The following is a 21,623-nucleotide window of genomic DNA, read 5'->3' on the forward strand; positions in this document are numbered from 1 at the left end:
GATTATTCTCGGGGCATTTGTTTTGAATAAATTATTTTTTATTTTTTATCCAATGCTTTTTCAAATCAGGTTGTCTTCTAAAAGTATAGTAATAAAAAAGATGTGGAAATATGGAAACGACGACATTAGTTAAGGGGCGTTCTTTTATTTTTGGAAAGTCTGATTAACAGAAAAATACTTGATTTATTTCTTTCACACAATTTTTTTTCGGTTTTGTAGTTCTTTATACTGATGAACCGGTTTTTTTTTATATGTATTCTCACCACTTTGGCTTTATTTACCTCATCAAAGGTCAAAGCGCAGTTTGATGTGCACTTCAATCAATATTGGGACTTGAAGGGCTTCTATAATCCTGCTTGGGCGGGACAAACAGATAAACTAAATATCGCCGGAACTTATTCCATGCAGATGATGGGTTTCACTCATTCACCCCGTACGATGTATTTTGGAGCAGATATGCCTTTTTCGCTGTTTAATAAAAAACATGGAGCAGGAGCGGGATTTTTTAGTGATGCGATCGGTCTTTTTCGCAACCAGCGTGTTTGGCTGCAATATTCTTATAAACACCAGATTGGAAAAGGAAGGCTGGGCGTGGGATTACAATTGGGTTTTGTCAGTGTCTCGTTTGATCCGGAAAATATCTATTTAGGAGAAGATAAGCAGGAGGACCCTGCTTTTCCGACGGAACAGAAAAATGGTATGGGGCTTGACTTGGGGGTCGGAGGATTTTATTCACATCCGAAATTTTATGTCGGCTTCTCCGGACATCACCTTACTTCGCCGACCATAGAAATGGGGACTACAGAGGCCGGTGCAACGAGTAGTCTAAAGATTGATCCAATGCTTTATTTCACTGGCGGATACAATATTCAGACTCGTAATCCGTTAGTTTCCATACAACCGTCGCTATTATTACAGAGTGATTTAAATAAGGTAAGAGCCGATCTGACAGGACGTGTATTGTATACTTTTAATGAAAGAGTTTTTGTCGGAGGGCTTACTTATTCACCGGGAGTTTCCTTTACAGTAAGTATCGGAGCTACGATTCGTGGAGTGACGGTGGGATATGCTTACGAAGCTTATACGTCAAAAATCGGAATCGGGAATGGCAGTCACGATTTGATAGTAAGTTATGCGATGGATATCAATTTATTTAAGAAAAGTAAGAATAAACATAAGAGTGTACGAATCTTATAATTGTGGAGAAAAGGATGAAAAGTAAAAACTGTATAGCAGTGGCGTTACTGGTCGCTTTGCTTTCTTCGTGTATGGGACGCATGGCAGGAGGTGGCGGTACCGGCGGAGAAGTGGTAGGCGTCAGTGTCACGGCATGGAACGAGCCGGCTCCTTATGGTATGGTGCTGATAAAACGCGGTTCTCTTAAGATAGGACCGGAAGAACAGGACTCACTTTGGGGAGCACCTGTGCCGACAAAGGAAATCTCGGTTGAGTCTTTTTGGATGGATGAGACAGAAGTAACGGTATCTGAATACAAGCAATTTGTGTACTGGGTGCGCGACTCTATTATCCGTGAACGTCTGGCAGATCCTGCGTACGGAGGTAATGAAGCTTATAAAATCGAAGAAGACCGGGAGGGTAATCCTATCAAGCCATATCTGAACTGGTCGAAACCCATTCCTTGGAAAAAGCCTACGGAAGATGAGTTGATGGCGATTCAGAGTGTATACAAAAAGCATCCGATCGATGGTACGACGATGCTGGACGCTTCTCAGATGAACTATTATTATGAGGTTTTTGATTATGTGGAAGCTGCCAAGCGTCGGAATCGTTTGAATCCGAATGAACGGAATAAGAATACAGATATCGAAGTTAATCCGGACGAGGTGATCATGATCTCCAAAGATACGGCTTATATTGATGATGACGGTCGTATTGTGAATCGTACGATTACGCGGCCTCTCTCCAGCGAATGGGATTTCCTGAACAGTTATATAATCAACGTTTATCCAGATACGACATGTTGGGTGAATGATTTTCCGAATGCGAATAATGAATCGTACATGCGGTTGTATTTCAATCATCCGAGTTACAATGAGAATCCGATCGTAGGAGTTAGCTGGGAACAGGCGAATGCTTTCTGTGTGTGGCGTACGAACTATTTAATGGCTGGTTTGAAAGGACAGGCGCGATTCATACAGCGTTATCGGCTCCCGACAGAAGTGGAGTGGGAGTTTGCCGCGCGTGGACGTGACGGTAATAAGTATCCGTGGTCGGATGAAGAGACCAAGGATGAAAAAGGATGTTATAAAGCCAACTATAAACCGGGCAAGGGTGATTATACCAAAGACGGTAACCTGATAACTACTCGTGTAGGTGCCTATTCTCCTAATGTGAACGGGTTGTATGATATGGCTGGTAATGTTTCCGAATGGACATCGACTGTTTATACTGAATCAGGAGTGATGTCGATGAACGATTTTAATCCGGAATTGCAATACAATGCTGCTGTTGAAGACCCTTACCGTATGAAGAAGAAAGTGATTCGCGGCGGTTCATGGAAAGACGTGAATGCCCTTATCCGTTCGGATGCCCGTGCTTCGGAATATCAGAATGAACAACGTTCCTATATCGGTTTCCGGTGCGTGCGTACACAAGTTGGTTATAATAAGAAAGGAAGGTAATTATGACAAATAGAGAAAACAAGAGAAGCCTGCGGCAGAAAATACAAGATTTTATGTCTACTCCTAAAGGACAGACGATTATGAATTATGCTTATAATTGGGGAGCATCGGTTGTAATTATGGGTACACTTTTTAAGTTGACTCATTTGCCGGGAGCTAACTTTATGCTATTTGCCGGGATGGGTACGGAGGTTTTGATATTTTTCCTTTCGGCTTTCGATCTTTCGGGAGTGAAAAGGGATGGCACCAATGCAGGGGCTTCTGTATCATTGGGAGGAAACATACAAGCCGGAAATATTGTGTCCGGTGATGCTGTTGCCGATAATACGGAATTTTCCGGAATGTCGTCTGCGGATGATGTACCTGCCGGAAATAGGATTGCAGGGGGAGGCCCTTCGATTGTAGTGGTGCAAGGAGGAAGTGCTATGCAGGCGGGTACTCCGATACAGACCGGTTCTCAGAATATATCTCCGATGCCTGCCGGCCAGCCGGTTCAGCCAATTCAGCCTGTTCAAACTGTTCAGCCTGCTCCTGCTGCTCCGTCGGCCCCGCCTATCACACCGGAAATGGAGGAAGCTACCACAGCTTATTTGGAGCAGTTGAAAGCAATGACCGAGATGCTTTCCCGTTGTACAGAGCAGGCACAAAGTGTTTCACAAGACACAGAACAGATGAATATGCTCAGCAAGAACCTTGCCGGTATCAATGCTATCTACGAAATGCAGTTGCGTAGTGTCAGCACACAGATAGGAACCATCGATCAGGTACATGAACAAACCCGCAGAATGGCTCGTCAGATTGAAGAACTTAATGAAGTATATGCTCGTATGTTGCAGGCTATGACTTCTAAATAAAAAAGAACGATTATGAGTTTTGGATCACAGACACCGCGCCAGAAGATGATAAACCTTATGTATATCGTTCTTATGGCATTGCTGGCACTCAACGTATCATCGGATGTGTTGCGTGGTTTTACTCTTGTGGACGAAAGCCTGACGCGTTCTACCTCCAACTCTGCCGAACAGAACCGTTCTCTTTATAATTCGCTGGCGGAATATATGGAGAAGAATCCGGAGAAAGTGGGGCCGTGGTATGAGAAAGCAATGCATGTAAAGCGGATATCCGACTCGCTCTATGTTTTTGTAGGAGATTTAAAGGCAAAGATCAACGAATCGAATCAGGAAGATTTGGAAGCAGCTTCCTATGTGATGTTTTCTCCGCGTACCGGGAAAGGTAAAGAGTTGGCATTAGGCATAAGTCAATATAAAAATGAAATTTTGGCACTGATAGAAGATCCGGTGCAGAAAAAAATTATTAGTGATAATCTTACGTTGAATATTCCCCGTCTTTTTGAAGGTACTCCGGTTGCAGCTGCCGTTACATTGCTGACCAAATTGCAGAGTGATGTGCGCTATGCCGAGGGGGAAGTCCTCCATACGCTGACAAAAGATATCGATGTACATGATGTACGTGTGAACCAGATCAATGCCTATGTGATTCCAAGTTCGCAGAATGTTGTGCGGGGAGGAAAGTTGAGTGCACAGATTATTTTGGCAGCCGTAGATACGACTCAGCGTCCTTCTATATTTATCGGTGACAAGCAATTACCGGAAGAGGCTCATGGCTTTTATGAAACGGTATGCAACAATACAGGGGAATTTACGCTTGCCGGATATCTGGAGTTGAATCATGGAAACGGAGATGTGTTGCGGCGTGATTTTTCACAGAAATATACGGTGGTAGAACCTTCTGCTACGGTGTCGGCAACATTGATGAATGTATTGTATGCCGGATATGACAACCCGATCAGTATATCTGTTCCGGGAGTACCGAGCGGGCAGGTGCAGGCAAGCATTGTGAATGGGAATGGTACCCTGCAGCGGGTAGCTAATGGATATGTGGCACGGCCTGCAACCATCGGTAAAGAGGCCGTGATACGGGTCACTGCAACAGTAGACGGACGTACACAGGTGATGGGTGATCATTCTTACCGGGTGCGCCAATTGCCCGACCCTTCTCCGTTCATTGAATATAAGGATGCTAACGGTAATTTGAAGCGTTATAGAGGTGGAAGCGGATTGTCGAAAGCTGTGTTGATGAATACGGAAGGTATTGTTGCTGCTATCGATGACGGACTGTTGAATATAAACTTCCAGGTACTTGGCTTTGAAACTACTTTTTTTGATAATATGGGTAATGCGGTTCCGGAAGTTTCGTCCGGCTCTAATTTCTCATCCCGTCAGAAAGATATGTTCCGGCGTTTATCCCGCGGAAAACGGTTTTATATCTCCCGGGTACGTGCTAAAGGACCGGACGGTGTAGAACGGTCATTGCCTACGACGTTGGAAGTAATAGTAAATTAGTAAAGAATTAAAATTACGAGTTACGAATGATGAAACGTAAGATTATTATAGCTGTTGGAGTTGCATTATTGTTGGGTACGCTTCCCACATGGGCGCAACCGAAAGCACGCGCTGCTCAGGAAGAGGATAAGAGTGCTAACGAACTTTCTGTTCGTGCTCAGACGAGATATCCTCATTCGAAAGCGCTTCCACAGGACGTGGTATGGACGCGTGAGATTTATCGTACATTGGATATGACGAAGGAGGAGAACGGTGCCCTGTACTATCCTGTCGAACCTATCGGAGATAGGATGAATCTTTTTACACTGATCTTTAAATTGCTGGCACAGAAGAAGATTCCGGCTTATGAGTATATGCTGGATGGAACTGAACGGTTGACTGCAGATAATGAAATAAAATTCCGTGACGTGCTGGATCGTTTCAGCATTTATTACGAACAGAAAAAGCTGAAGAATCGGAAAGACAGTGTGCTGATGATTGATAATAGTGATGTGCCCTCTGCCGATATATTGAGTTATTTCATTAAAGAAGTGTGGTATTTCGATCAGAGAACTTCAACATATGGTTCGGTAATAACAGCTATTTGCCCGGTGTATCACCGTTCGGAGGATTTTAGCTCGGAACGGGTCAAATTGCCTATGTTCTGGATTGATTATAAGGATCTTGCACCTTATCTGAATGGAGCCATGGTAATGGCCAGTAATTTTAATAATGTAGCTAATCGTAGTATGGATGATTTCTTTGTAACCCGTCAATATGCCGGTGAGATTTATAAAACTACCAATCTACAGAATCGTCCATTGGCTGAGTATTGTAAAACGGATAGTGCAATGACGGCAGAGCAAAAGCGTATTGAGGCTGAATTGGTTAGTTTTGAGAAGCATTTGTATGGTTCCGATACTCTTTCGACAGTAGCCAAACAAACGGCCAAAGAAAAGGTAACTACAAAGAAAGCTGCCAAAACGGCTACTAAAGGAGAAGAGGGGGCAAACGTTGAGCAGGGAGCGGCCGAACCACAAGAAGCGGTGAAAACGAATTCGAAAAAGAAAGGACGCGAAAAATCTTCTTCCAGCGCTCGTCAAGGATCTAAGCGCGAGTCTGCAGCACCGAAAGCATCGGTTCGAAGACAAAGACGATGAACAAAATAGTTCTAATTTGTGTTTTTAATTTTTAAATACATATCTTTGTATCGGATTTTAAATACAATTTGATTTATGAAAAGAATTATTAATGTATTATTGGTAGCTGTATGTATCGCTATGGCTATGCCCGCTCAGGCACAACTTAAATGGGGTGTTAAAGGTGGTTTGAATGTTTCGAAGGTTACTTTCGATAGTGATTTGCTGAAATCAGATAATATGGCTGGTTTCTTTATCGGGCCGATGGCAGAATTTACGATTCCAGTGGTGGGGCTCGGTGTAGACGGCTCGTTATTGTTTTCTCAGAAAGGTGTGAAGGCTGATAGTGATGCTTCTAAACAGTACGGTTTTGATATTCCTGTAAATTTGAAATATAATATAGGTTTGGGAAGCCTGTTTGGTATTTATATAGCCGCCGGTCCTGATTTCTATTTTGATATCTCTAAGGATAAAAGTGTGGCAAATATAGCTGAGGCTAAGAAAAAACGTGCACAAGTTGGTATAAACGTGGGAGCTGGTGTGAAGTTGTTGGGACATCTCCAAATAGGTGCGAATTATAATATCCCATTGGGGGACAGCTTTTCATTGGAAGCTGTAGGGCATGCTCTGGGCGGTGCTAAAACCAAGACTTGGCAAGTTTCTGCCGCTTACATTTTTTAAAGATATTTTCTTTAACAACTAAACATAGAGGCTCCTGCTAAGCGGGAGCCTCTTTTTTTGTATCTTTGTATCCGCAATGAAGAAATACGTCGATGTCATATTACCGTTACCGCTTCCAAGGAGTTTCACTTATTCTTTATCGGATGACAGTGCTGAGGATATAGAACCGGGGTGCCGTGTTGTGGTACCGTTCGGGCGAAAGAAATTCTATACGGCTATTGTTTGTAATGTACATTATTACGCACCTGCGGAGTATGAAGTGAAGGAAATTTCTGCTGTACTGGATGCTACTCCTGTATTATTGCCGGTTCAGTTTAAGTTTTGGGAATGGCTGGCCGATTATTATCTTTGTACGCAAGGAGATGTTTACAAGGCTGCGTTACCTTCCGGGTTAAAACTGGAGAGTGAAACCATAGTGGAGTATAATCCGGATTTCGAGTCGGAAGTGCGGCTCTCGGAAAGGGAACAATTGATTCTCGACTTGCTATCTGTAGATCCGGAACAATGCGTTACTAAACTTGAAAAGGAAAGCGGAATTAAAAACATTCTTACCGTAATAAAATCTCTGCTTGATAAAGAAGCTATTTTTGTAAAGGAAGAACTCAGAAGAACTTATAAGCCGAAAACGGAAGCTCGCGTTCGGTTGACCGGAGAAGCCGATGAGAGGCGGTTGCACATCTTATTTGATATTTTATCCCGTGCGCCTAAACAATTAGCATTGTTAATGAAGTATGTCGAGCTTTCGGGGGTAATGGGTAAGGGTACTGTAAAAGAGGTTGCCAAAAAGGAACTTTTGCAGCGTGCCGGTGTTTCTCCTTCCATATTGAACGGATTGGTAGAGAAAAAGATATTTGAAATATATTATCATGAAATCGGACGCCTGAATGGTTGTGGTGGTGAAACTTTTTCACTTAATCCGCTAAATGAACATCAGCAGCGCGCTTACGGTGAAATAACGGAAGTGTTTCTTGAGAAAAGTGTCTGTTTGCTTCACGGGGTTACTTCCAGTGGAAAAACGGAAGTCTACATTCACCTGATTGATGAAGTGATCAGGCAGGGCAAACAGGTGTTGTATCTATTGCCGGAAATTGCATTGACTACACAGATAACAGAACGGTTAAGACGGGTGTTCGGCACTCGATTGGGAATCTACCATTCTAAGTTTCCAGATGCTGAACGGGTGGAGATATGGCAGAAACAATTGGGAGATAAAGGATACGATATAATATTGGGAGTACGTTCTTCTGTTTTTTTGCCGTTTCGTAATCTTGGTCTGGTGATTGTGGACGAAGAACATGAAAATACGTATAAACAACAGGATCCGGCACCGCGCTATCATGCCCGTAATGCTGCTATTGTGTTGGCAGCTATGTATGGGGCGAAGGTTTTGTTGGGAACTGCTACGCCGTCTGTGGAAACCTGGTACAATGCTACTAACGGAAAATACGGGCTGGTTGAATTGAAAGAGCGGTATCAGGAAATCCGATTGCCGGAGATTCTTCCTGTCGATATAAAGGAATTGCATCGTAAGAAGCGGATGATCGGTCAATTTTCTCCCCTGCTTATTCAATATATACGTGAAGCATTGGATCAGAAAGAACAGGTAATCTTGTTTCAGAACCGGCGTGGATTTGCTCCGATGATCGAGTGCCGTACTTGTGGGTGGGTACCGAAGTGTAAAAATTGCGATGTCAGTCTGACTTATCATAAAGGAATCAATCAACTGACATGCCATTATTGCGGATATACCTATCAGTTGCCTCGTTCGTGTCCTGCTTGTGATGGGGTAGAGTTGGTGAACCGTGGTTTTGGAACCGAGAAAATCGAAGATGATATAAAAATAGCTTTTCCTGAAGCTTCCGTAGCACGTATGGACTTGGATACCACCCGTACCCGCTCGGCTTATGAAAAGATTATTGCTGATTTTGAACAGGGGAAAACGGATATACTTATCGGTACGCAAATGGTATCGAAAGGGTTGGATTTTGACCATGTAAGTGTGGTAGGTATTCTTAATGCGGATACGATGCTGAATTATCCTGATTTTCGTTCATATGAACGGGCTTTTCAGTTGATGGCACAGGTTGCCGGGCGTGCCGGAAGGAAAAACAAACAGGGGCGTGTCATTTTACAGACCAAAAGTATCGACCATCCTATCATTGCTCAGGTGATGGCGAACGATTATGAACAGATGGTTGCCGGCCAACTTGCCGAAAGGCAGATGTTTCACTATCCGCCTTATTATCGTCTGGTGTATGTTTATCTGAAAAATCGGAATGAGATCCTGTTGGAACAGATGGCTGATGTGATGGCGGGAAAGTTGCGTACTGTATTCGGGGCGCGTGTGTTAGGACCGGATAAGCCGCCGGTAGGCCGGATACAGACCCTTTTTATAAAAAAGATAATCGTGAAGATAGAATATAATGCGTCGATGGGGCGTGCCAGGGAGTTGTTGTTGCAAGTACAACGGGAAATGATTGAAGATGAGCGTTTCAAATCGTTGATTGTGTATTATGATGTAGATCCCATGTAATTTGAATATATATTTATCCTTAAAATAGAAGCTATGAAGCGAATAACCTTATCATTATTTTCTTGTCTATTGAGTTTTGGAGTGCTTTCTGCACAGCAGGGAGTCACTCAGTGTGGAGTACCTACGGGGCAGACGCCTTTTCCGGTTTTGACTTATACGGAATTACCCGATCCGATGCAGCCCGTGCTCCGGGAATGGGCTATGGTTAAGACTCCGCATGTCTCTTGGGGTAGTACGGATGTGCGTTATGCAAAACATAAAGTGCCGCAGTTGAAACAGCAAAATACACTTCGTCTACATGCTTGGCGGGGTGAAAAGGTAAATGCTCAAGCCGTTGTATGGACCGGTAGTGAAGTGGAGAATTTGAAATGTACGCTTTCTGATTTAAAAAACAATAAAGGAGGGGTACTTCCCTCTGATGCCTGGAATATCGGTTTTATACGTTATGTGATGACGGATGAGTTGAACAAAGATGGAAAAGGGGCTTGCGGACATCGTCCTGACCATTCACTGTATGATTCTTTGTTAGTGGCCGATCCGATAGATCATATGCTGCAAAGCGGATTGCTTGAGGCTATGACTACACAACCGGTTTGGGTGAAGTGCCAAATACCGCAGTCGGCTGCTCCCGGTATTTATAAAGGAGAGGTGTGTGTTAAAGACGGCGACCGTTTGTTAGGCAAGTTAAAATTGGAAATTCATGTTTCTGACCGCGTGTTGCCTGTACCTTCAGAATGGACTTATCATTTGGATCTTTGGCAGAATCCGTTTGCTGTGGCCCGCTACTATCAGGTTCCGCTCTGGAGTCAGGCTCATTTGGATGCCATGCGTCCGTTGATGAAAATGTTGGCAGATGCCGGTCAGAAAATAATTACGGCAAGTATTATGCATAAACCTTGGAACGGGCAGACGGAGGACTTTTTTGAAACGATGGTAACCTGGATGAAAAAGGCAGACGGTACTTGGGGCTTTGACTATACTGTGTTCGACCGTTGGGTGGAGTTCATGATGAGTGTTGGCATTGACCGGCAGATAAACTGTTATTCAATGGTACCGTGGGAACTTTCATTTCAGTATTTCGATCAGGCTACCAATAGTATGAAGTCTGTGAAGACGGCTCCGGGAGAGAAAGAATATGAGGAAATGTGGATAGCTATGTTATCTTCTTTTTCACGGCATTTACGTGAAAAGGGTTGGTTTGGTATTTGTACGATAGCAATGGACGAGCGGCCAATGGAGGTTATGCAGAAAACTTTGGCGGTTATTCGAAAGGCTGATCCGGAATTTAAAGTTTCTCTGGCCGGGAACTATCATGCGGAAATAGAACCGGCTCTTTATGATTATTGTATCTGTATCGGACAGGAGTTTCCGGTGGATGTGCGTATGCGTCGCGCTTCGGAGAATAAACTGACGACCTATTATACATCTTGTGCAGAAGCGTATCCGAATACGTTCACTTTTTCGGATCCGGCAGAGGCGGTATGGATGAGTTTCTATTCGGCTCAGAAACATCTGGACGGGTATTTACGTTGGGCATACAATAGCTGGCCTCTTGAGCCCTTGCTCGATTCACGGTTCAAGACATGGGCCGGTGGTGATACTTATCTGGTGTATCCGGGGGCTCGTAGTTCCATTCGTTTTGAAAAATTGATAGAGGGTATTCAGGCACATGAAAAAATAACCATATTGCGTAAGGAGTTCTTGGATAAGGGAAATAAGAACGGTTGGAAGAAGATAGAAAAGATGCTGTCTACTTTCCGTCTGGAGGATTTTCCGGAGATTCCTGCTGCCGTGACCGTAAATCGTGCAAATGAAATTTTGAATTCGTTTTAATGATGTGCCAATTAATAATATGCCAATATGCCAATGTGCCAATGTGCCAATTGGCTGCGCTATCATGCCGAACGGCACATTGGCATATTATTTAATTGGCATATTGGCACATTATTAATTGTCACATTATTTATATATGAAGAAGATACTGTTTGTTTGTCTGGGAAATATATGTCGTTCCTCTACGGCCGAAGGGGTGATGCTTCACTTATTGAAAGAAGCCGGACTGGAAAAAGAGTTTGTAATTGATTCGGCTGGTATTTTGGCTTATCATGAAGGAGAACTGCCCGATAGTAGAATGCGTGCTCATGCTGCCCGCCGTGGTTATAAGCTTGTGCATCGTTCCAGACCGGTACGTACGGAAGACTTTTATAACTTTGACCTTATTATCGGGATGGACGACCGTAATATAGACGATTTACAAGAGCGTGCTCCGGGGGTTGAGGAGCAGAAGAAGATACACCGTATGACGGAATACTGTAGGCGTATTCCGGCCGATCATGTTCCCGATCCGTACTATGGAGGGGCTGAGGGGTTTGAATACGTTCTCGATATACTTGAAGATGCCTGTTCCGGTTTGTTGGAGAAGCTTGGTTGTTAGGTATTAATGTCTACTGTACAAGTCTCGGTAGAAACGTTTGTCTTGCTCTATGTAGCAGGTGGCGTCAATACCGACTTGCTGTAGATATTTTGTGATCTCTCCCAGTTTTTTACGGGGAACTCTTCCTATATAATATAAATGATAATTGTAGTCATTGTCTAATACTTCCATAGTATAAGTGAACGTTTGTTCGCGCGCATAATCAAAATTCACCTTTTGCAGGTTACTGTATGGGAATGATACTTTCCGGCCGATACTGTGTATGGTAATCATGTCGTTGGTTAAAGTTATGTAACCGAAACGGGCTAATAGTGCATATAGTAGGAAAGCACTTAAAACGAGAAAAAAGCTTCCCGGAATAATTCCCCATAATACGCCGGAAATAATCATTCTACATCCCAGTACGGCAAATGCAATGAACAATGAGACAAAGTAGAGCATGTAGAGAGAGGATCGGCAATATTTCTTTTCCGGCACAATCATTTCTGCCGCTCTCTTTCCCGGTCTATAATTGTCAAATGGTATTCCGTTTGACACCAGATAACGGATGACAGACGTCGGATGTCGAAATGGGGTCAAGTAGATCGACTTGTCAGCACTTTGTATTAGATGCAGGGTAAGTATTCCTGCACCATATTTATCTTTTGAAACACGACTGTCTTTACGAGGTGCTTGATGATAACGTTCCATAAAACTGAAACTCTTAATATCGTGAAGCTGTATTTTGTTGCGTTGCAGTAACTTCTCAGCTTGTTTTTGTTCGGGGAGGGTTGTTTTCATTTTTTAATTCCGGATAACTGATACGAGTGTGATAAATCATTTTTAGTTTCTCTTTAAAAACAGCTTTAACGGTTGCGATATCCTTAAAAGTGATAGGACATTCTTTAAAGTAACCTTCTTCCATCTGTGAATCGATGATTTTCTCTACCAGATTGCTGATGCTCTCTTCCGTGTATTCGGGTAAACTGCGTGAAGCGGCTTCTACTGCATCTGCCATCATCAGTATAGCGGTTTCTTTAGAGAAAGGGTTGGGACCCGGGTAAGTGAATTTCTCATCGTCAGGCTCTTCGCCGGGATGTTCATTTTTCCAGGAGATATAGAAGAATTTTGTTTTTCCACGTCCATGATGGGTACTGATAAAATCTTTTATGGCTTTAGGAAGATTATGTTTTTCTGCTAGTTTAAGACCGTCTGTCACATGGCTGATTACTACCTGTGCGCTCTGTTCATAGCTCAAGTTTTTATGTGGGTTTACTCCTCCGGACTGGTTTTCTGTAAAAAACGCAGGGTTTTCCATTTTTCCTATGTCATGATATAAGGCACCGGTACGCACGAGTTGGCTTTTGGCACCTATGCGGATAGCCGCTTCTGCGGCAAGATTGGCTACTTGCATCGAGTGTTGGAAAGTTCCAGGTACAGTTTCGGACATTTGGCGGAGCAGATCGGTGTTGATGTTCGATAGCTCTACCAATGTTACATTAGATGTGAATCCGAATGTCTTTTCCAGTAAAAATAGAAGAGGATATGCAAACAATAATAGGATTCCGTTAGTGATAAAATAGGTATACATGCGGACATTCAGCTTCGATAGATCGTTTTCTGTGATCAGTTCGATAGCAAAATAAATGGCGGCATAAGTTAATATGACCAAAAGCGCAGTACGGAAAAGCTGTGATCTTTGTGATAATTCCCGTAAACTGAAGATGGCAACCAGGCCGGCGGCCAACTGAACTAAGATGAATTCGTGCGGGAACCGCAGTGTTATCGAACAGATCAGTATGGTAATGACATGTGTAAGAAAAGCTGTACGGGAATCGAGGAATACCCGTATGATGATGGGAAGCATTGCATAAGGCAAGATATATACATTGGATATGTTATGCGTCACCATTAATGCAGTGATTACATTGTAGAAAACAATGAGAATAAAGAGGAGAGACAAGCTACCTTTGCGCTGGTAATAGTCTTTGCGGAATAACTCCAAATAGAGCATGAAGCAGAGTATGAAGATGCTGACAAAAAGGATCTGACCTCCTAAGATCAGACGCTTTTGGCCGAGTGATTCACTCCGTTTGATGGATTCTTTCCGAAGGGATTCCAATATGTTGTATGTTCCTTGGTCTACAATCTCTCCGCGGTCTATGATTTTTTGTCCGCTGACTACCACTCCATTCGACCAGGAATAATTGTCCAGAATTTCTTTTTTTGTACTTTCGGAACGTTCTTGATCATAAATCAGATTGGGGAAAATGTATTCATTGAGAGCACATTGTCGCAGAATATTCCGGTTATAATGGGCTGTATCGGCAGACAGTAGATGTTCATATGCTTTCTTTACGGTATAAGTGCCGGATATGGCTTGCGACTTTGCTAGTTTATTGTCTATTTTTCTGATGTATTCCGCACTGTCCTTATTCAGGCTTTGGGCATCTTCTGTTGATAGGATGCCGGAAGTATAAATATCTTTTAGCGTCCGTTCGATATAGCGAATATAATCCGTTGAGGGAAGGATGCCTTTAAGATGGTTATGGTAATCTTCTTTCAGCTTGTTGAGGGCATTTGTTTCTATATTTTTATCTAATTGGTAGTAAGGTTGGAAAGTACTTAGCAGACTGTCTTGTTCGCGTTTTACCACTTCATTGTCTTTGTAGATCGGAAAATTGAAGGTGGCGATCAACTGTCCGTATTTCCAAGGCTTGTTAATGTCAAACTGATAGTTGAATTTACCGTCTCGAGGCAGAAAGTATACAATAACTGTTACTGTAGCCACAAATATCAGTGCTTTGTACAACAAATCTCTGTAAGAGAAGCTCTTTTTTTTCTTGAGATGATTCATATCCTTTGAATTTTTTGCGAAAAGTACAAAAAAAAACAATCGTGTGGAAAAAAAAGTTTAATTTTGCGGCGATTTACCTATACTAACCCAAATTATGGCAGAAAGAAAAGTAAGAGTTCGCTTTGCTCCGAGCCCGACAGGGGCATTGCACATCGGTGGTGTGCGTACAGCTTTGTATAATTATCTCTTTGCTCGTCAGCACGGAGGCGATATGATTTTCCGTATTGAAGATACTGATTCGAACCGTTTCGTTCCGGGAGCGGAAGAATATATCCTCGAGTCTTTTAAATGGCTGGGAATTCATTTTGATGAGGGGGTGAGCTTTGGAGGAGAGTATGGCCCGTATCGCCAGTCTGAACGCCGTGAAATATACAAGAAGTATGTGAAAGTATTATTGGATAACGGCAAGGCTTATATTGCTTTTGATACTCCCGAAGAGTTGGATGCTAAACGTGCTGAGATTGCAAATTTTCAATATGATGCTTCCACGCGTGGTATGATGCGTAATTCGCTGACCCTTTCGAAAGAAGAAGTGGATGCGTTAATTGCTGAAGGCAAACAATATGTGGTTCGTTTTAAAATAGAGCCCAATGAAGATGTGCATGTCGATGATCTGATTCGCGGTGAGGTGATTATAAATTCTTCTATTTTAGATGATAAGGTGCTTTACAAATCGGCTGATGAATTACCTACTTACCATCTTGCAAATATAGTGGATGACCATTTGATGGAGGTTTCCCATGTGATTCGTGGGGAAGAATGGTTGCCTTCGGCACCTTTGCATGTGTTGCTCTACCGGGCTTTTGGTTGGGAGGATACGATGCCTGCTTTTGCACATCTGCCTTTACTGTTGAAGCCGGAAGGAAACGGTAAGTTGAGCAAGCGTGACGGTGATCGTTTGGGATTCCCGGTATTCCCGTTGGAGTGGCATGATCCTAAAACGGGTGAGGTGTCGTCAGGCTATCGTGAATCGGGTTATCTTCCTGAAGCTGTTATCAATTTCCTTGCTTTGCTGGGATGGAATCCGGGAAATGATCAGGAAGTGATGTCAATGGATGAATTGATCGGGCTCTTCGATTTGCATCGTTGTAGTAAATCGGGAGCCAAGTTCGACTATAAAAAAGGAATTTGGTTCAATCATCAATATATTCAACAGAAATCGAATGAAGAAATTGCCGAGCTTTTTGTGCCTGTCTTGAAAGAACATGGGATAGAGGTGCCTTTCGAAAAAGTCGTGACTGTGATGGGAATGATGAAAGACCGGGTCAGCTTTGTTCGCGAATTGTGGGATGTTTGCAGCTTTTTCTTTGTTGCTCCTGTAGAATATGATGAGAAGACGGTGAAGAAACGCTGGAAAGAGGATTCTGCCAAGTGTATGACTGAATTGGCGGAGGTATTGGCAGGTATCGAAGATTTCAGTATTGAAGGTCAAGAGAAGATAGTGATGGATTGGATTGCAGAAAAAGGTTACCATACAGGTAATATCATGAATGCATTTCGTTTGACATTGGTAGGAGAAGGGAAAGGGCCGCACATGTTTGATATTTCATGGGTGTTGGGTAAAGAAGAAACATTGGCTCGTATAAAGCGTGCCGTAGAGATTTTGAAGTAATAAAAACGATATGCTCTACAATCTGGCAATAGTCCTTTATGACATTGTGATACATTTGGCCGCCCCCTTTAGCCGGAAGCCCCGGAAGATGATGAAAGGGCATTGGGTGGTATACGAACTTCTTCGTCAACAGGTGGAGAAAGATGTTCGCTATATATGGTTTCATGCTGCTTCTTTAGGTGAATTTGAGCAGGGCAGACCGTTGATTGAGAAGATAAGGGAGAAATATCCGGATTATAAGATATTGTTGACATTCTTTTCTCCATCGGGATATGAAGTGCGCAAAAATTACCGGGGGGCGGATATTGTCTGTTATCTGCCGTTTGATAAGCCGCGCAATGTGAAGAAGTTCTTGGATATCATCAATCCTTGTATGGCTTTCTTTATCAAGTATGAATTCTGGAAAAATTATCTGGATGAAATGCATAGACGCCGTATTCCTGTGTATAGCGTTTCTTCTATATTTCGCCGGGAGCAGATATTTTTTAAATGGTATGGAGGCGCATATCGTGATGTTTTGAAAGACTTTGATCATCTGTTTGTACAAAACGAGACTTCTAAACGGTATCTGTCAAAAATCGGAATTACACGTGTGACGGTGGTTGGTGATACTCGTTTCGATCGGGTGTTGCAGATTAGGGAAGAAGCCAAATATTTGCCTTTGGTGGAGAAATTTAAGGCTCATTCACCAACGTTTGTTGCTGGAAGCTCATGGGGGCCGGATGAAGATTTATTTTTGGAGTATTTCAATACCCATCCGGAAATGAAACTTATTATTGCTCCGCATGTGATCGATGAAAATCATTTGGTAGAGATTATAGGAAAATTGAAGAGACCTTATGTGCGATATACACGCGCTGACGAAAAAAATGTGTTGAAAGCCGATTGTCTCATAATCGATTGTTATGGTTTGTTGTCGTCTATTTATCGTTACGGTGAAATTGCTTACATTGGCGGTGGTTTTGGAGTTGGTATTCACAATACATTGGAGGCTGCCGTTTATGGTATTCCGGTAATATTCGGACCTAAATACCAGAAATTTATGGAGGCTGTTCAACTTCTTGAAGCAAAGGGTGCATATTCAATTAAAAACTATGAAGAGTTGGAAGCATTGCTCGACAGGTTATTCTCTGATAAAGCTTTCTTGAGCGAAACCGGAGCTAATGCCGGATATTATGTCACCAATAATGCCGGGGCAACAGAGAGAATATTGCATATGATAAACTTTTAAGAACTGTTTATAAAAAGAGATGTCTAAAATTCTCTTTCAACGAAATTACCCACGCTGCAAATTTGTTTGCGGCGTGGGTGATTTCTTTTATAAGCATTTAGGCACTTTGGGGGCTTATTTTTCTTCTTTATACCAGGAAGAATACATTAGATAATTATGGGCTATTTTCTGGTTTAGCTCTTTGGCTTGTTCCGGATCTACTTTTTTAATGAATTTGGCCGGCACACCTCCCCAAATACTTCCCGGTTCGATAACGGTATTGCTTAAAACTAACGAACCTGCTGCTACGATGGCACCTTCTCCGATGACTGCGTGATCGAGTAGAGTGGAACCCATGCCTATTAGCGCATAATCTTTTATACAGGCTCCGTGAATGGTAACATTATGTCCGACGGATACATGGTCCCCTATCTCGATGGTGGATTTTTCATATAGTGTATGGAGTACGCTGCCATCCTGTATATTGACCCCATTACCGATACGGATTGAGTTAACATCTCCACGTAATACGGTACTGAACCAGATACTACAATCACGTCCTGTTTTTACATCACCGATAATAACCGCATTGTCGGCGAGGAAGCAATTCTCTCCGATTTCGGGAGTGAATCCTCTTACTGATTTTATTAAAGCCATATTCTTTTGATTTTTATTAGATTGCTGCAGTGGCTTCTTTCAACCACATTTTTTCTTCTTCGTTTAAGTCCGGTGCTAATTGGTCATATACATTTTGATGATAAGTGTTTAACCATGTCACTTCTTCTTCTGTGAGCATCTTTTTGATAATTCCTTTTTTACATATAGGACAGAGTGTGATTGTCTCGAATTCCAGATAATCACCGAACATCCCTTCTCCTGCACGACGTACCAAAGTCAGGTTCTCAGTCCGAATGCCATGTTTCCCGGCTTTGTATACACCGGGTTCATTGGATGTTACCATGCCGGGTTGAAGAACGACCGGATTTTCGTTCATGCGGATACTCTGAGGCCCTTCGTGTACGCTTAAAAAATGTCCTACACCGTGACCGGTGCCATGTAGAAAGTTCATTTTATATTGCCATATCGGCATTCTTGCCAATACATCGAGCTGGCTCCCGCGGGTTCCTGCCGGAAACTTAGCCATGGCTAAGGCTATGTGGCCTTTTAATATTAAGGTATAGTCTGTTTTCTCTTCCTCTGTTAGTTCTCCTAAAGCAATGGTACGTGTAATATCTGTGGTACCGTCTAAATATTGTGCTCCCGAGTCTATGAGTAGAAAACCTTTCGGATATAAAATAGCGTTGGTATCTGGTGTTGCGGAGTAGTGTACAATAGCGGCATGTTCCCTGTATCCGGCAATTGTATCGAAGCTTTCTCCCATATATAGCGTTTGAGCAGCCCGATATTCATGTAGTTTTTGGTCTATGCTGAGTTCGGTTTCCTTCTCTGAAACGACTGCTTCTTCCAGCCACTTAATAAATCGTACCAAGGCTATGCCGTCTCGTCGCATAGCTGCATGGATGCCGGCTATTTCTTGTTCATTGCGGATTGCTTTCAATAAAGTTATGGGAGAATTACAATGATTAATTCTGCAGGCGGGATTTATTGCAGAATAGATTGCATAGTTTGTTTGATTCGGATTGAGTGATATGCTTTTGATATTTAGTTTTCTTAAATAATCCTCTGTTTCACTGTAAGGTTGTATACTTACTTGTTGCTCTTCTAAATAGTTTTTTATCTCTTCAGTGATCTTTTGCGGAGAGACAAAGAAAGTTATATTATTTTGAGTGATCAGCAAATAGCTGATTATAACTGGATTGCAATGTACGTCGCTTCCTCGCAGATTAAGAGTCCAAGCTATTTCGTCCAAGGCGGAAATAAAAAGTCCGTCGGTTCCTTGCTTTTGTATTTCTGTACGTATGGAAGCTATTTTTTCTTCACAACTTTTTCCTGCATATTTGAGATCGTATATGAAGGCTGGTGCATCGGGCATATCCGGCCGGTTATTCCATATTTTTCCTGGTAAATCTCCATAATCTTTCAGATGGACATTGGCCGTTTCCAGTTTTTGTTTCATTTGTTCTACTTGGTTGGCAGAAAACATCTTGCCGTCGATACCTACAGTTTCCCCAGGGAGCAGATTTTGGCATATAAATTCGATGATTGTCGGCGTCTCCGGCAACATCTCTTTGTATAAAGTGATGTCTGTTCCTTCCAGTTGCTGGGCTGCTTGCAAAAAATAACGGGAATCTGTCCACAAACCGGCTTTATCTTTTAGTATGACAATGGTTCCGGCAGAACCTGTAAATCCGGAAATCCATTCTCGGGTTTTCCAGTAGGAGGCTACGTATTCACTTAAATGAGGGTCGGTACTGGGGATGATGAAAGCACTAATTGCTTCGGATTTAAGCATCATCCGTAGTGCACGTATTCGTTCTTTAACCGTTTGTTGCATATGTATAAAAGGTATTATAAGTTTTTTCAAAGATACTACTTTTCTGCGAAAATAGCTTGTGAGAGTGTTCTTATACACTGATTTTGAGAAATAATTGCTGAAAGTTTTGTGAATAAAGAAAGTATGTGTAATTTTGCGGCGCAATTTGACTGCGGAAATTTTAAACCATAACATATTTAATAGTAACAAAATGATTGTAGTACCTGTAAAAGAAGGCGAAAACATTGAAAAAGCGCTGAAGAAGTTTAAGAGAAAATTTGAAAAGACTGGTATCGTAAAAGAACTTAGAAGCAGACAGCAGTTTGATAAACCGTCTGTAACTAAAAGACTTAAGAAAGAACGTGCAGTTTATGTTCAGAAACTTCAGCAAGTAGAAGATTAATAATTCGTAATTTCCTTTGAATTATTGAATTCTTTTCATACATTCGTTGCAAAATTATAGACGTAGCGATGTTATGTTGACAGATTCTTTTCTTGATTATCTTCGGTATGAGCGGAACTATTCTGAAAAAACAGTTTTAGCTTACGGAGAGGATATTTCTCAATTACGGGAATTTGCACAAGAAGAGATTGGAGACTTCAATCCGGCAGAAGTGACGCCTGAACTTATTCGTGAATGGATTGTTTCGTTGATGGATAAGGGGTATGCTTCGACTTCTGTGAATCGTAAGCTGAGTTCGCTCCGGTCGTTTTATAAATTCCTTTTGAAAAAAAAAGTGGTTCTTGTGGATCCGTTACGAAAAATAACAGGACCGAAGAATAAAAAGCCACTTCCTTCTTTTTTGAAAGAGAATGAAATGAATAGATTGTTGGATGATACGGATTTTGGTGAAGGGTTTGAGGGTTGCCGGGATCATCTGATTATAGAAATGTTTTATGCCACCGGTATAAGGCTTTCTGAATTAATTGGATTGGATGATAAAGATGTTGATTTCTCTGCTTCTCTTTTGAAAGTGACGGGAAAAAGAAACAAACAGCGGTTGATTCCTTTTGGTGATGAACTGAAAGAGGGCATGTTGGAATATGTCAATGTAAGAAATGAGCAGGTTTTAGAGAGCGGAGGCGCTTTTTTTGTTAGAAAGAATGGTGAGCGACTTTATAAAAATCTGGTCTATAATTTAGTGAAACGGAACCTTTCGAAGGTAGTGACGCTTAAGAAGCGAAGTCCTCATGTGTTGAGGCATACTTTTGCTACAACGATGCTGAATAATGAGGCGGAATTGGGGGCTGTAAAAGAACTTCTGGGTCATAGTAGTTTGGCGACTACTGAGATTTATACGCACACTACGTTTGAAGAACTTAAAAAAGTGTATAAACAGGCTCATCCACGAGCTTAAAAAAGGAGGTAAGTATGGAAATTAGAATTCAATCGATTCACTTTGATGCAACAGAGCAATTGCAGGCTTTCATTCAGAAGAAAGTGTCTAAGTTGGAGAAATATTACGAAGATATAAAGAAAGTAGAGGTGTCATTAAAGGTAACTAAGCCGGAGACTGCTGAAAATAAGGAAGCAGGGGTGAAAGTGCTTGTTCCGAATGGGGAGTTTTATGCAAGTAAAATCTGTAATACGTTTGAGGAATCTGTAGATGTTTGCATAGAAGCGCTTGAAAAACAACTGGTGAAATACAAGGAAAAACAACGTAGTAAATAAAAAGTTCGCAAATGTTTTGCGGAAAAGAAATAAATAACTAAATTTGCAGCCGTTTCGCTCGCGTTAGAACGTGACGGTTGCATTTTTT

At 42.1% G+C, this 21,623-nt stretch carries 18 protein-coding genes; 14 read left to right on the forward strand and 4 right to left on the reverse strand.

Features of this window, described 5'->3' with window-relative positions; all coding sequences use genetic code 11:
* Window positions 1-231 precede the first annotated feature (231 nt).
* The 9 genes from HMPREF1532_RS10855 (at window position 232) to HMPREF1532_RS10895 (ending at window position 11,771) form a co-directional block, all read left to right on the forward strand.
* Complete coding sequence (locus HMPREF1532_RS10855) at window positions 232-1,197, forward strand: PorP/SprF family type IX secretion system membrane protein (RefSeq protein ID WP_005928933.1); 966 nt, start codon at window positions 232-234, stop codon at window positions 1,195-1,197.
* A gap of 14 nt (window positions 1,198-1,211) precedes the next feature.
* A complete protein-coding gene (porK, locus tag HMPREF1532_RS10860) occupies window positions 1,212-2,642 on the forward strand; it encodes a T9SS ring complex lipoprotein PorK/GldK (protein ID WP_005928935.1) in 1,431 nt (476 codons plus the stop codon).
* Between the two features lie 2 nt (window positions 2,643-2,644).
* Window positions 2,645-3,496: a type IX secretion system motor protein PorL/GldL gene (gene porL, locus HMPREF1532_RS10865; protein ID WP_005928938.1), complete on the forward strand. Its 852-nt coding sequence runs from the start codon at window positions 2,645-2,647 to the stop codon at window positions 3,494-3,496.
* A 12-nt stretch (window positions 3,497-3,508) separates the two neighbouring features.
* Complete coding sequence (gene porM, locus HMPREF1532_RS10870; RefSeq protein ID WP_005928940.1) at window positions 3,509-5,005, forward strand: type IX secretion system motor protein PorM/GldM; 1,497 nt, start codon at window positions 3,509-3,511, stop codon at window positions 5,003-5,005.
* 26 nt (window positions 5,006-5,031) lie between these two features.
* Entirely contained in the window at window positions 5,032-6,144 is a 1,113-nt protein-coding gene (porN, locus tag HMPREF1532_RS10875) for a type IX secretion system ring subunit PorN/GldN (protein WP_005928942.1), read from the forward strand.
* A 75-nt stretch (window positions 6,145-6,219) separates the two neighbouring features.
* Complete coding sequence (locus HMPREF1532_RS10880) at window positions 6,220-6,804, forward strand: porin family protein (RefSeq protein ID WP_005928944.1); 585 nt, start codon at window positions 6,220-6,222, stop codon at window positions 6,802-6,804.
* Between the two features lie 76 nt (window positions 6,805-6,880).
* Entirely contained in the window at window positions 6,881-9,337 is a 2,457-nt protein-coding gene (gene priA, locus HMPREF1532_RS10885; RefSeq protein WP_005928947.1) for a replication restart helicase PriA, read from the forward strand.
* Window positions 9,338-9,370: 33 nt separating this feature from the next.
* Window positions 9,371-11,170: a DUF4091 domain-containing protein gene (locus HMPREF1532_RS10890; protein WP_005928950.1), complete on the forward strand. Its 1,800-nt coding sequence runs from the start codon at window positions 9,371-9,373 to the stop codon at window positions 11,168-11,170.
* A 136-nt stretch (window positions 11,171-11,306) separates the two neighbouring features.
* Window positions 11,307-11,771 carry a low molecular weight protein-tyrosine-phosphatase gene (locus HMPREF1532_RS10895; RefSeq protein WP_005928953.1) on the forward strand — a complete coding sequence of 155 codons (465 nt, stop codon included), beginning with the start codon at window positions 11,307-11,309 and terminating at the stop codon, window positions 11,769-11,771.
* A gap of 3 nt (window positions 11,772-11,774) precedes the next feature.
* Here HMPREF1532_RS10895 and HMPREF1532_RS10900 read toward each other — a convergent pair whose 3' ends face one another.
* Both HMPREF1532_RS10900 and HMPREF1532_RS10905 read right to left on the reverse strand, forming a co-directional pair.
* Window positions 11,775-12,551, reverse strand: coding sequence for a hypothetical protein (locus tag HMPREF1532_RS10900; protein ID WP_005928956.1), 777 nt, complete (start codon window positions 12,549-12,551; stop codon window positions 11,775-11,777).
* On the reverse strand, window positions 12,517-14,607 hold the full coding sequence (locus tag HMPREF1532_RS10905) for an HD family phosphohydrolase (RefSeq protein WP_005928959.1): 2,091 nt from the start codon (window positions 14,605-14,607) through the stop codon (window positions 12,517-12,519). The genes HMPREF1532_RS10900 and HMPREF1532_RS10905 overlap by 35 nt, the downstream gene beginning before the upstream one ends.
* A 94-nt stretch (window positions 14,608-14,701) precedes the next feature.
* Between HMPREF1532_RS10905 and gltX the strand changes: the two genes are divergently transcribed.
* Both gltX and HMPREF1532_RS10915 read left to right on the forward strand, forming a co-directional pair.
* Window positions 14,702-16,219 (forward strand): glutamate--tRNA ligase, encoded by a 1,518-nt coding sequence (gene gltX / locus HMPREF1532_RS10910; RefSeq protein WP_005928962.1) that lies wholly within the window; start codon window positions 14,702-14,704, stop codon window positions 16,217-16,219.
* Between the two features lie 10 nt (window positions 16,220-16,229).
* Complete coding sequence (locus HMPREF1532_RS10915; RefSeq protein ID WP_005928964.1) at window positions 16,230-17,450, forward strand: 3-deoxy-D-manno-octulosonic acid transferase; 1,221 nt, start codon at window positions 16,230-16,232, stop codon at window positions 17,448-17,450.
* Window positions 17,451-17,564: 114 nt separating this feature from the next.
* Here the strand turns inward: HMPREF1532_RS10915 and HMPREF1532_RS10920 are convergent, their stop codons facing one another.
* Entirely contained in the window at window positions 17,565-18,086 is a 522-nt protein-coding gene (locus HMPREF1532_RS10920) for a gamma carbonic anhydrase family protein (RefSeq protein ID WP_005928970.1), read from the reverse strand.
* A gap of 16 nt (window positions 18,087-18,102) precedes the next feature.
* On the reverse strand, window positions 18,103-19,884 hold the full coding sequence (locus HMPREF1532_RS10925; protein WP_005928972.1) for an aminopeptidase P family protein: 1,782 nt from the start codon (window positions 19,882-19,884) through the stop codon (window positions 18,103-18,105).
* 190 nt (window positions 19,885-20,074) lie between these two features.
* Between HMPREF1532_RS10925 and rpsU the strand changes: the two genes are divergently transcribed.
* The 3 genes from rpsU (at window position 20,075) to hpf (ending at window position 21,535) form a co-directional block, all read left to right on the forward strand.
* The gene (gene rpsU / locus HMPREF1532_RS10930) at window positions 20,075-20,266 is read left to right on the forward strand and encodes a 30S ribosomal protein S21 (protein ID WP_005782152.1); all 192 of its coding nucleotides are present in this window, start codon (window positions 20,075-20,077) and stop codon (window positions 20,264-20,266) included.
* A 73-nt stretch (window positions 20,267-20,339) separates the two neighbouring features.
* Entirely contained in the window at window positions 20,340-21,221 is an 882-nt protein-coding gene (gene xerC, locus HMPREF1532_RS10935) for a tyrosine recombinase XerC (protein ID WP_005928974.1), read from the forward strand.
* A gap of 14 nt (window positions 21,222-21,235) precedes the next feature.
* On the forward strand, window positions 21,236-21,535 hold the full coding sequence (gene hpf / locus HMPREF1532_RS10940; RefSeq protein WP_005928976.1) for a ribosome hibernation-promoting factor, HPF/YfiA family: 300 nt from the start codon (window positions 21,236-21,238) through the stop codon (window positions 21,533-21,535).
* Window positions 21,536-21,623: the final 88 nt, after the last annotated feature.

The sequence above is a fragment of the Bacteroides salyersiae WAL 10018 = DSM 18765 = JCM 12988 genome (assembly GCF_000381365.1).
In the GTDB taxonomy this organism is placed as follows: Bacteria; Bacteroidota; Bacteroidia; order Bacteroidales; family Bacteroidaceae; genus Bacteroides; species Bacteroides salyersiae.

What these genes read in the sequence shown, in the direction of transcription:
- HMPREF1532_RS10855 (WP_005928933.1), top strand. Translation starts at nt 232, where the DNA reads ATGAACCGGTTTTTTTTTATATGTATTCTCACCACTTTGGCTTTATTT.
- porK (WP_005928935.1), top strand. Translation starts at nt 1,212, where the DNA reads ATGAAAAGTAAAAACTGTATAGCAGTGGCGTTACTGGTCGCTTTGCTT.
- porL (WP_005928938.1), top strand. Translation starts at nt 2,645, where the DNA reads ATGACAAATAGAGAAAACAAGAGAAGCCTGCGGCAGAAAATACAAGAT.
- porM (WP_005928940.1), top strand. Translation starts at nt 3,509, where the DNA reads ATGAGTTTTGGATCACAGACACCGCGCCAGAAGATGATAAACCTTATG.
- porN (WP_005928942.1), top strand. Translation starts at nt 5,032, where the DNA reads ATGATGAAACGTAAGATTATTATAGCTGTTGGAGTTGCATTATTGTTG.
- HMPREF1532_RS10880 (WP_005928944.1), top strand. Translation starts at nt 6,220, where the DNA reads ATGAAAAGAATTATTAATGTATTATTGGTAGCTGTATGTATCGCTATG.
- priA (WP_005928947.1), top strand. Translation starts at nt 6,881, where the DNA reads ATGAAGAAATACGTCGATGTCATATTACCGTTACCGCTTCCAAGGAGT.
- HMPREF1532_RS10890 (WP_005928950.1), top strand. Translation starts at nt 9,371, where the DNA reads ATGAAGCGAATAACCTTATCATTATTTTCTTGTCTATTGAGTTTTGGA.
- HMPREF1532_RS10895 (WP_005928953.1), top strand. Translation starts at nt 11,307, where the DNA reads ATGAAGAAGATACTGTTTGTTTGTCTGGGAAATATATGTCGTTCCTCT.
- HMPREF1532_RS10900 (WP_005928956.1), bottom strand. Translation starts at nt 12,551, where the DNA reads ATGAAAACAACCCTCCCCGAACAAAAACAAGCTGAGAAGTTACTGCAA.
- HMPREF1532_RS10905 (WP_005928959.1), bottom strand. Translation starts at nt 14,607, where the DNA reads ATGAATCATCTCAAGAAAAAAAAGAGCTTCTCTTACAGAGATTTGTTG.
- gltX (WP_005928962.1), top strand. Translation starts at nt 14,702, where the DNA reads ATGGCAGAAAGAAAAGTAAGAGTTCGCTTTGCTCCGAGCCCGACAGGG.
- HMPREF1532_RS10915 (WP_005928964.1), top strand. Translation starts at nt 16,230, where the DNA reads ATGCTCTACAATCTGGCAATAGTCCTTTATGACATTGTGATACATTTG.
- HMPREF1532_RS10920 (WP_005928970.1), bottom strand. Translation starts at nt 18,086, where the DNA reads ATGGCTTTAATAAAATCAGTAAGAGGATTCACTCCCGAAATCGGAGAG.
- HMPREF1532_RS10925 (WP_005928972.1), bottom strand. Translation starts at nt 19,884, where the DNA reads ATGCAACAAACGGTTAAAGAACGAATACGTGCACTACGGATGATGCTT.
- rpsU (WP_005782152.1), top strand. Translation starts at nt 20,075, where the DNA reads ATGATTGTAGTACCTGTAAAAGAAGGCGAAAACATTGAAAAAGCGCTG.
- xerC (WP_005928974.1), top strand. Translation starts at nt 20,340, where the DNA reads ATGTTGACAGATTCTTTTCTTGATTATCTTCGGTATGAGCGGAACTAT.
- hpf (WP_005928976.1), top strand. Translation starts at nt 21,236, where the DNA reads ATGGAAATTAGAATTCAATCGATTCACTTTGATGCAACAGAGCAATTG.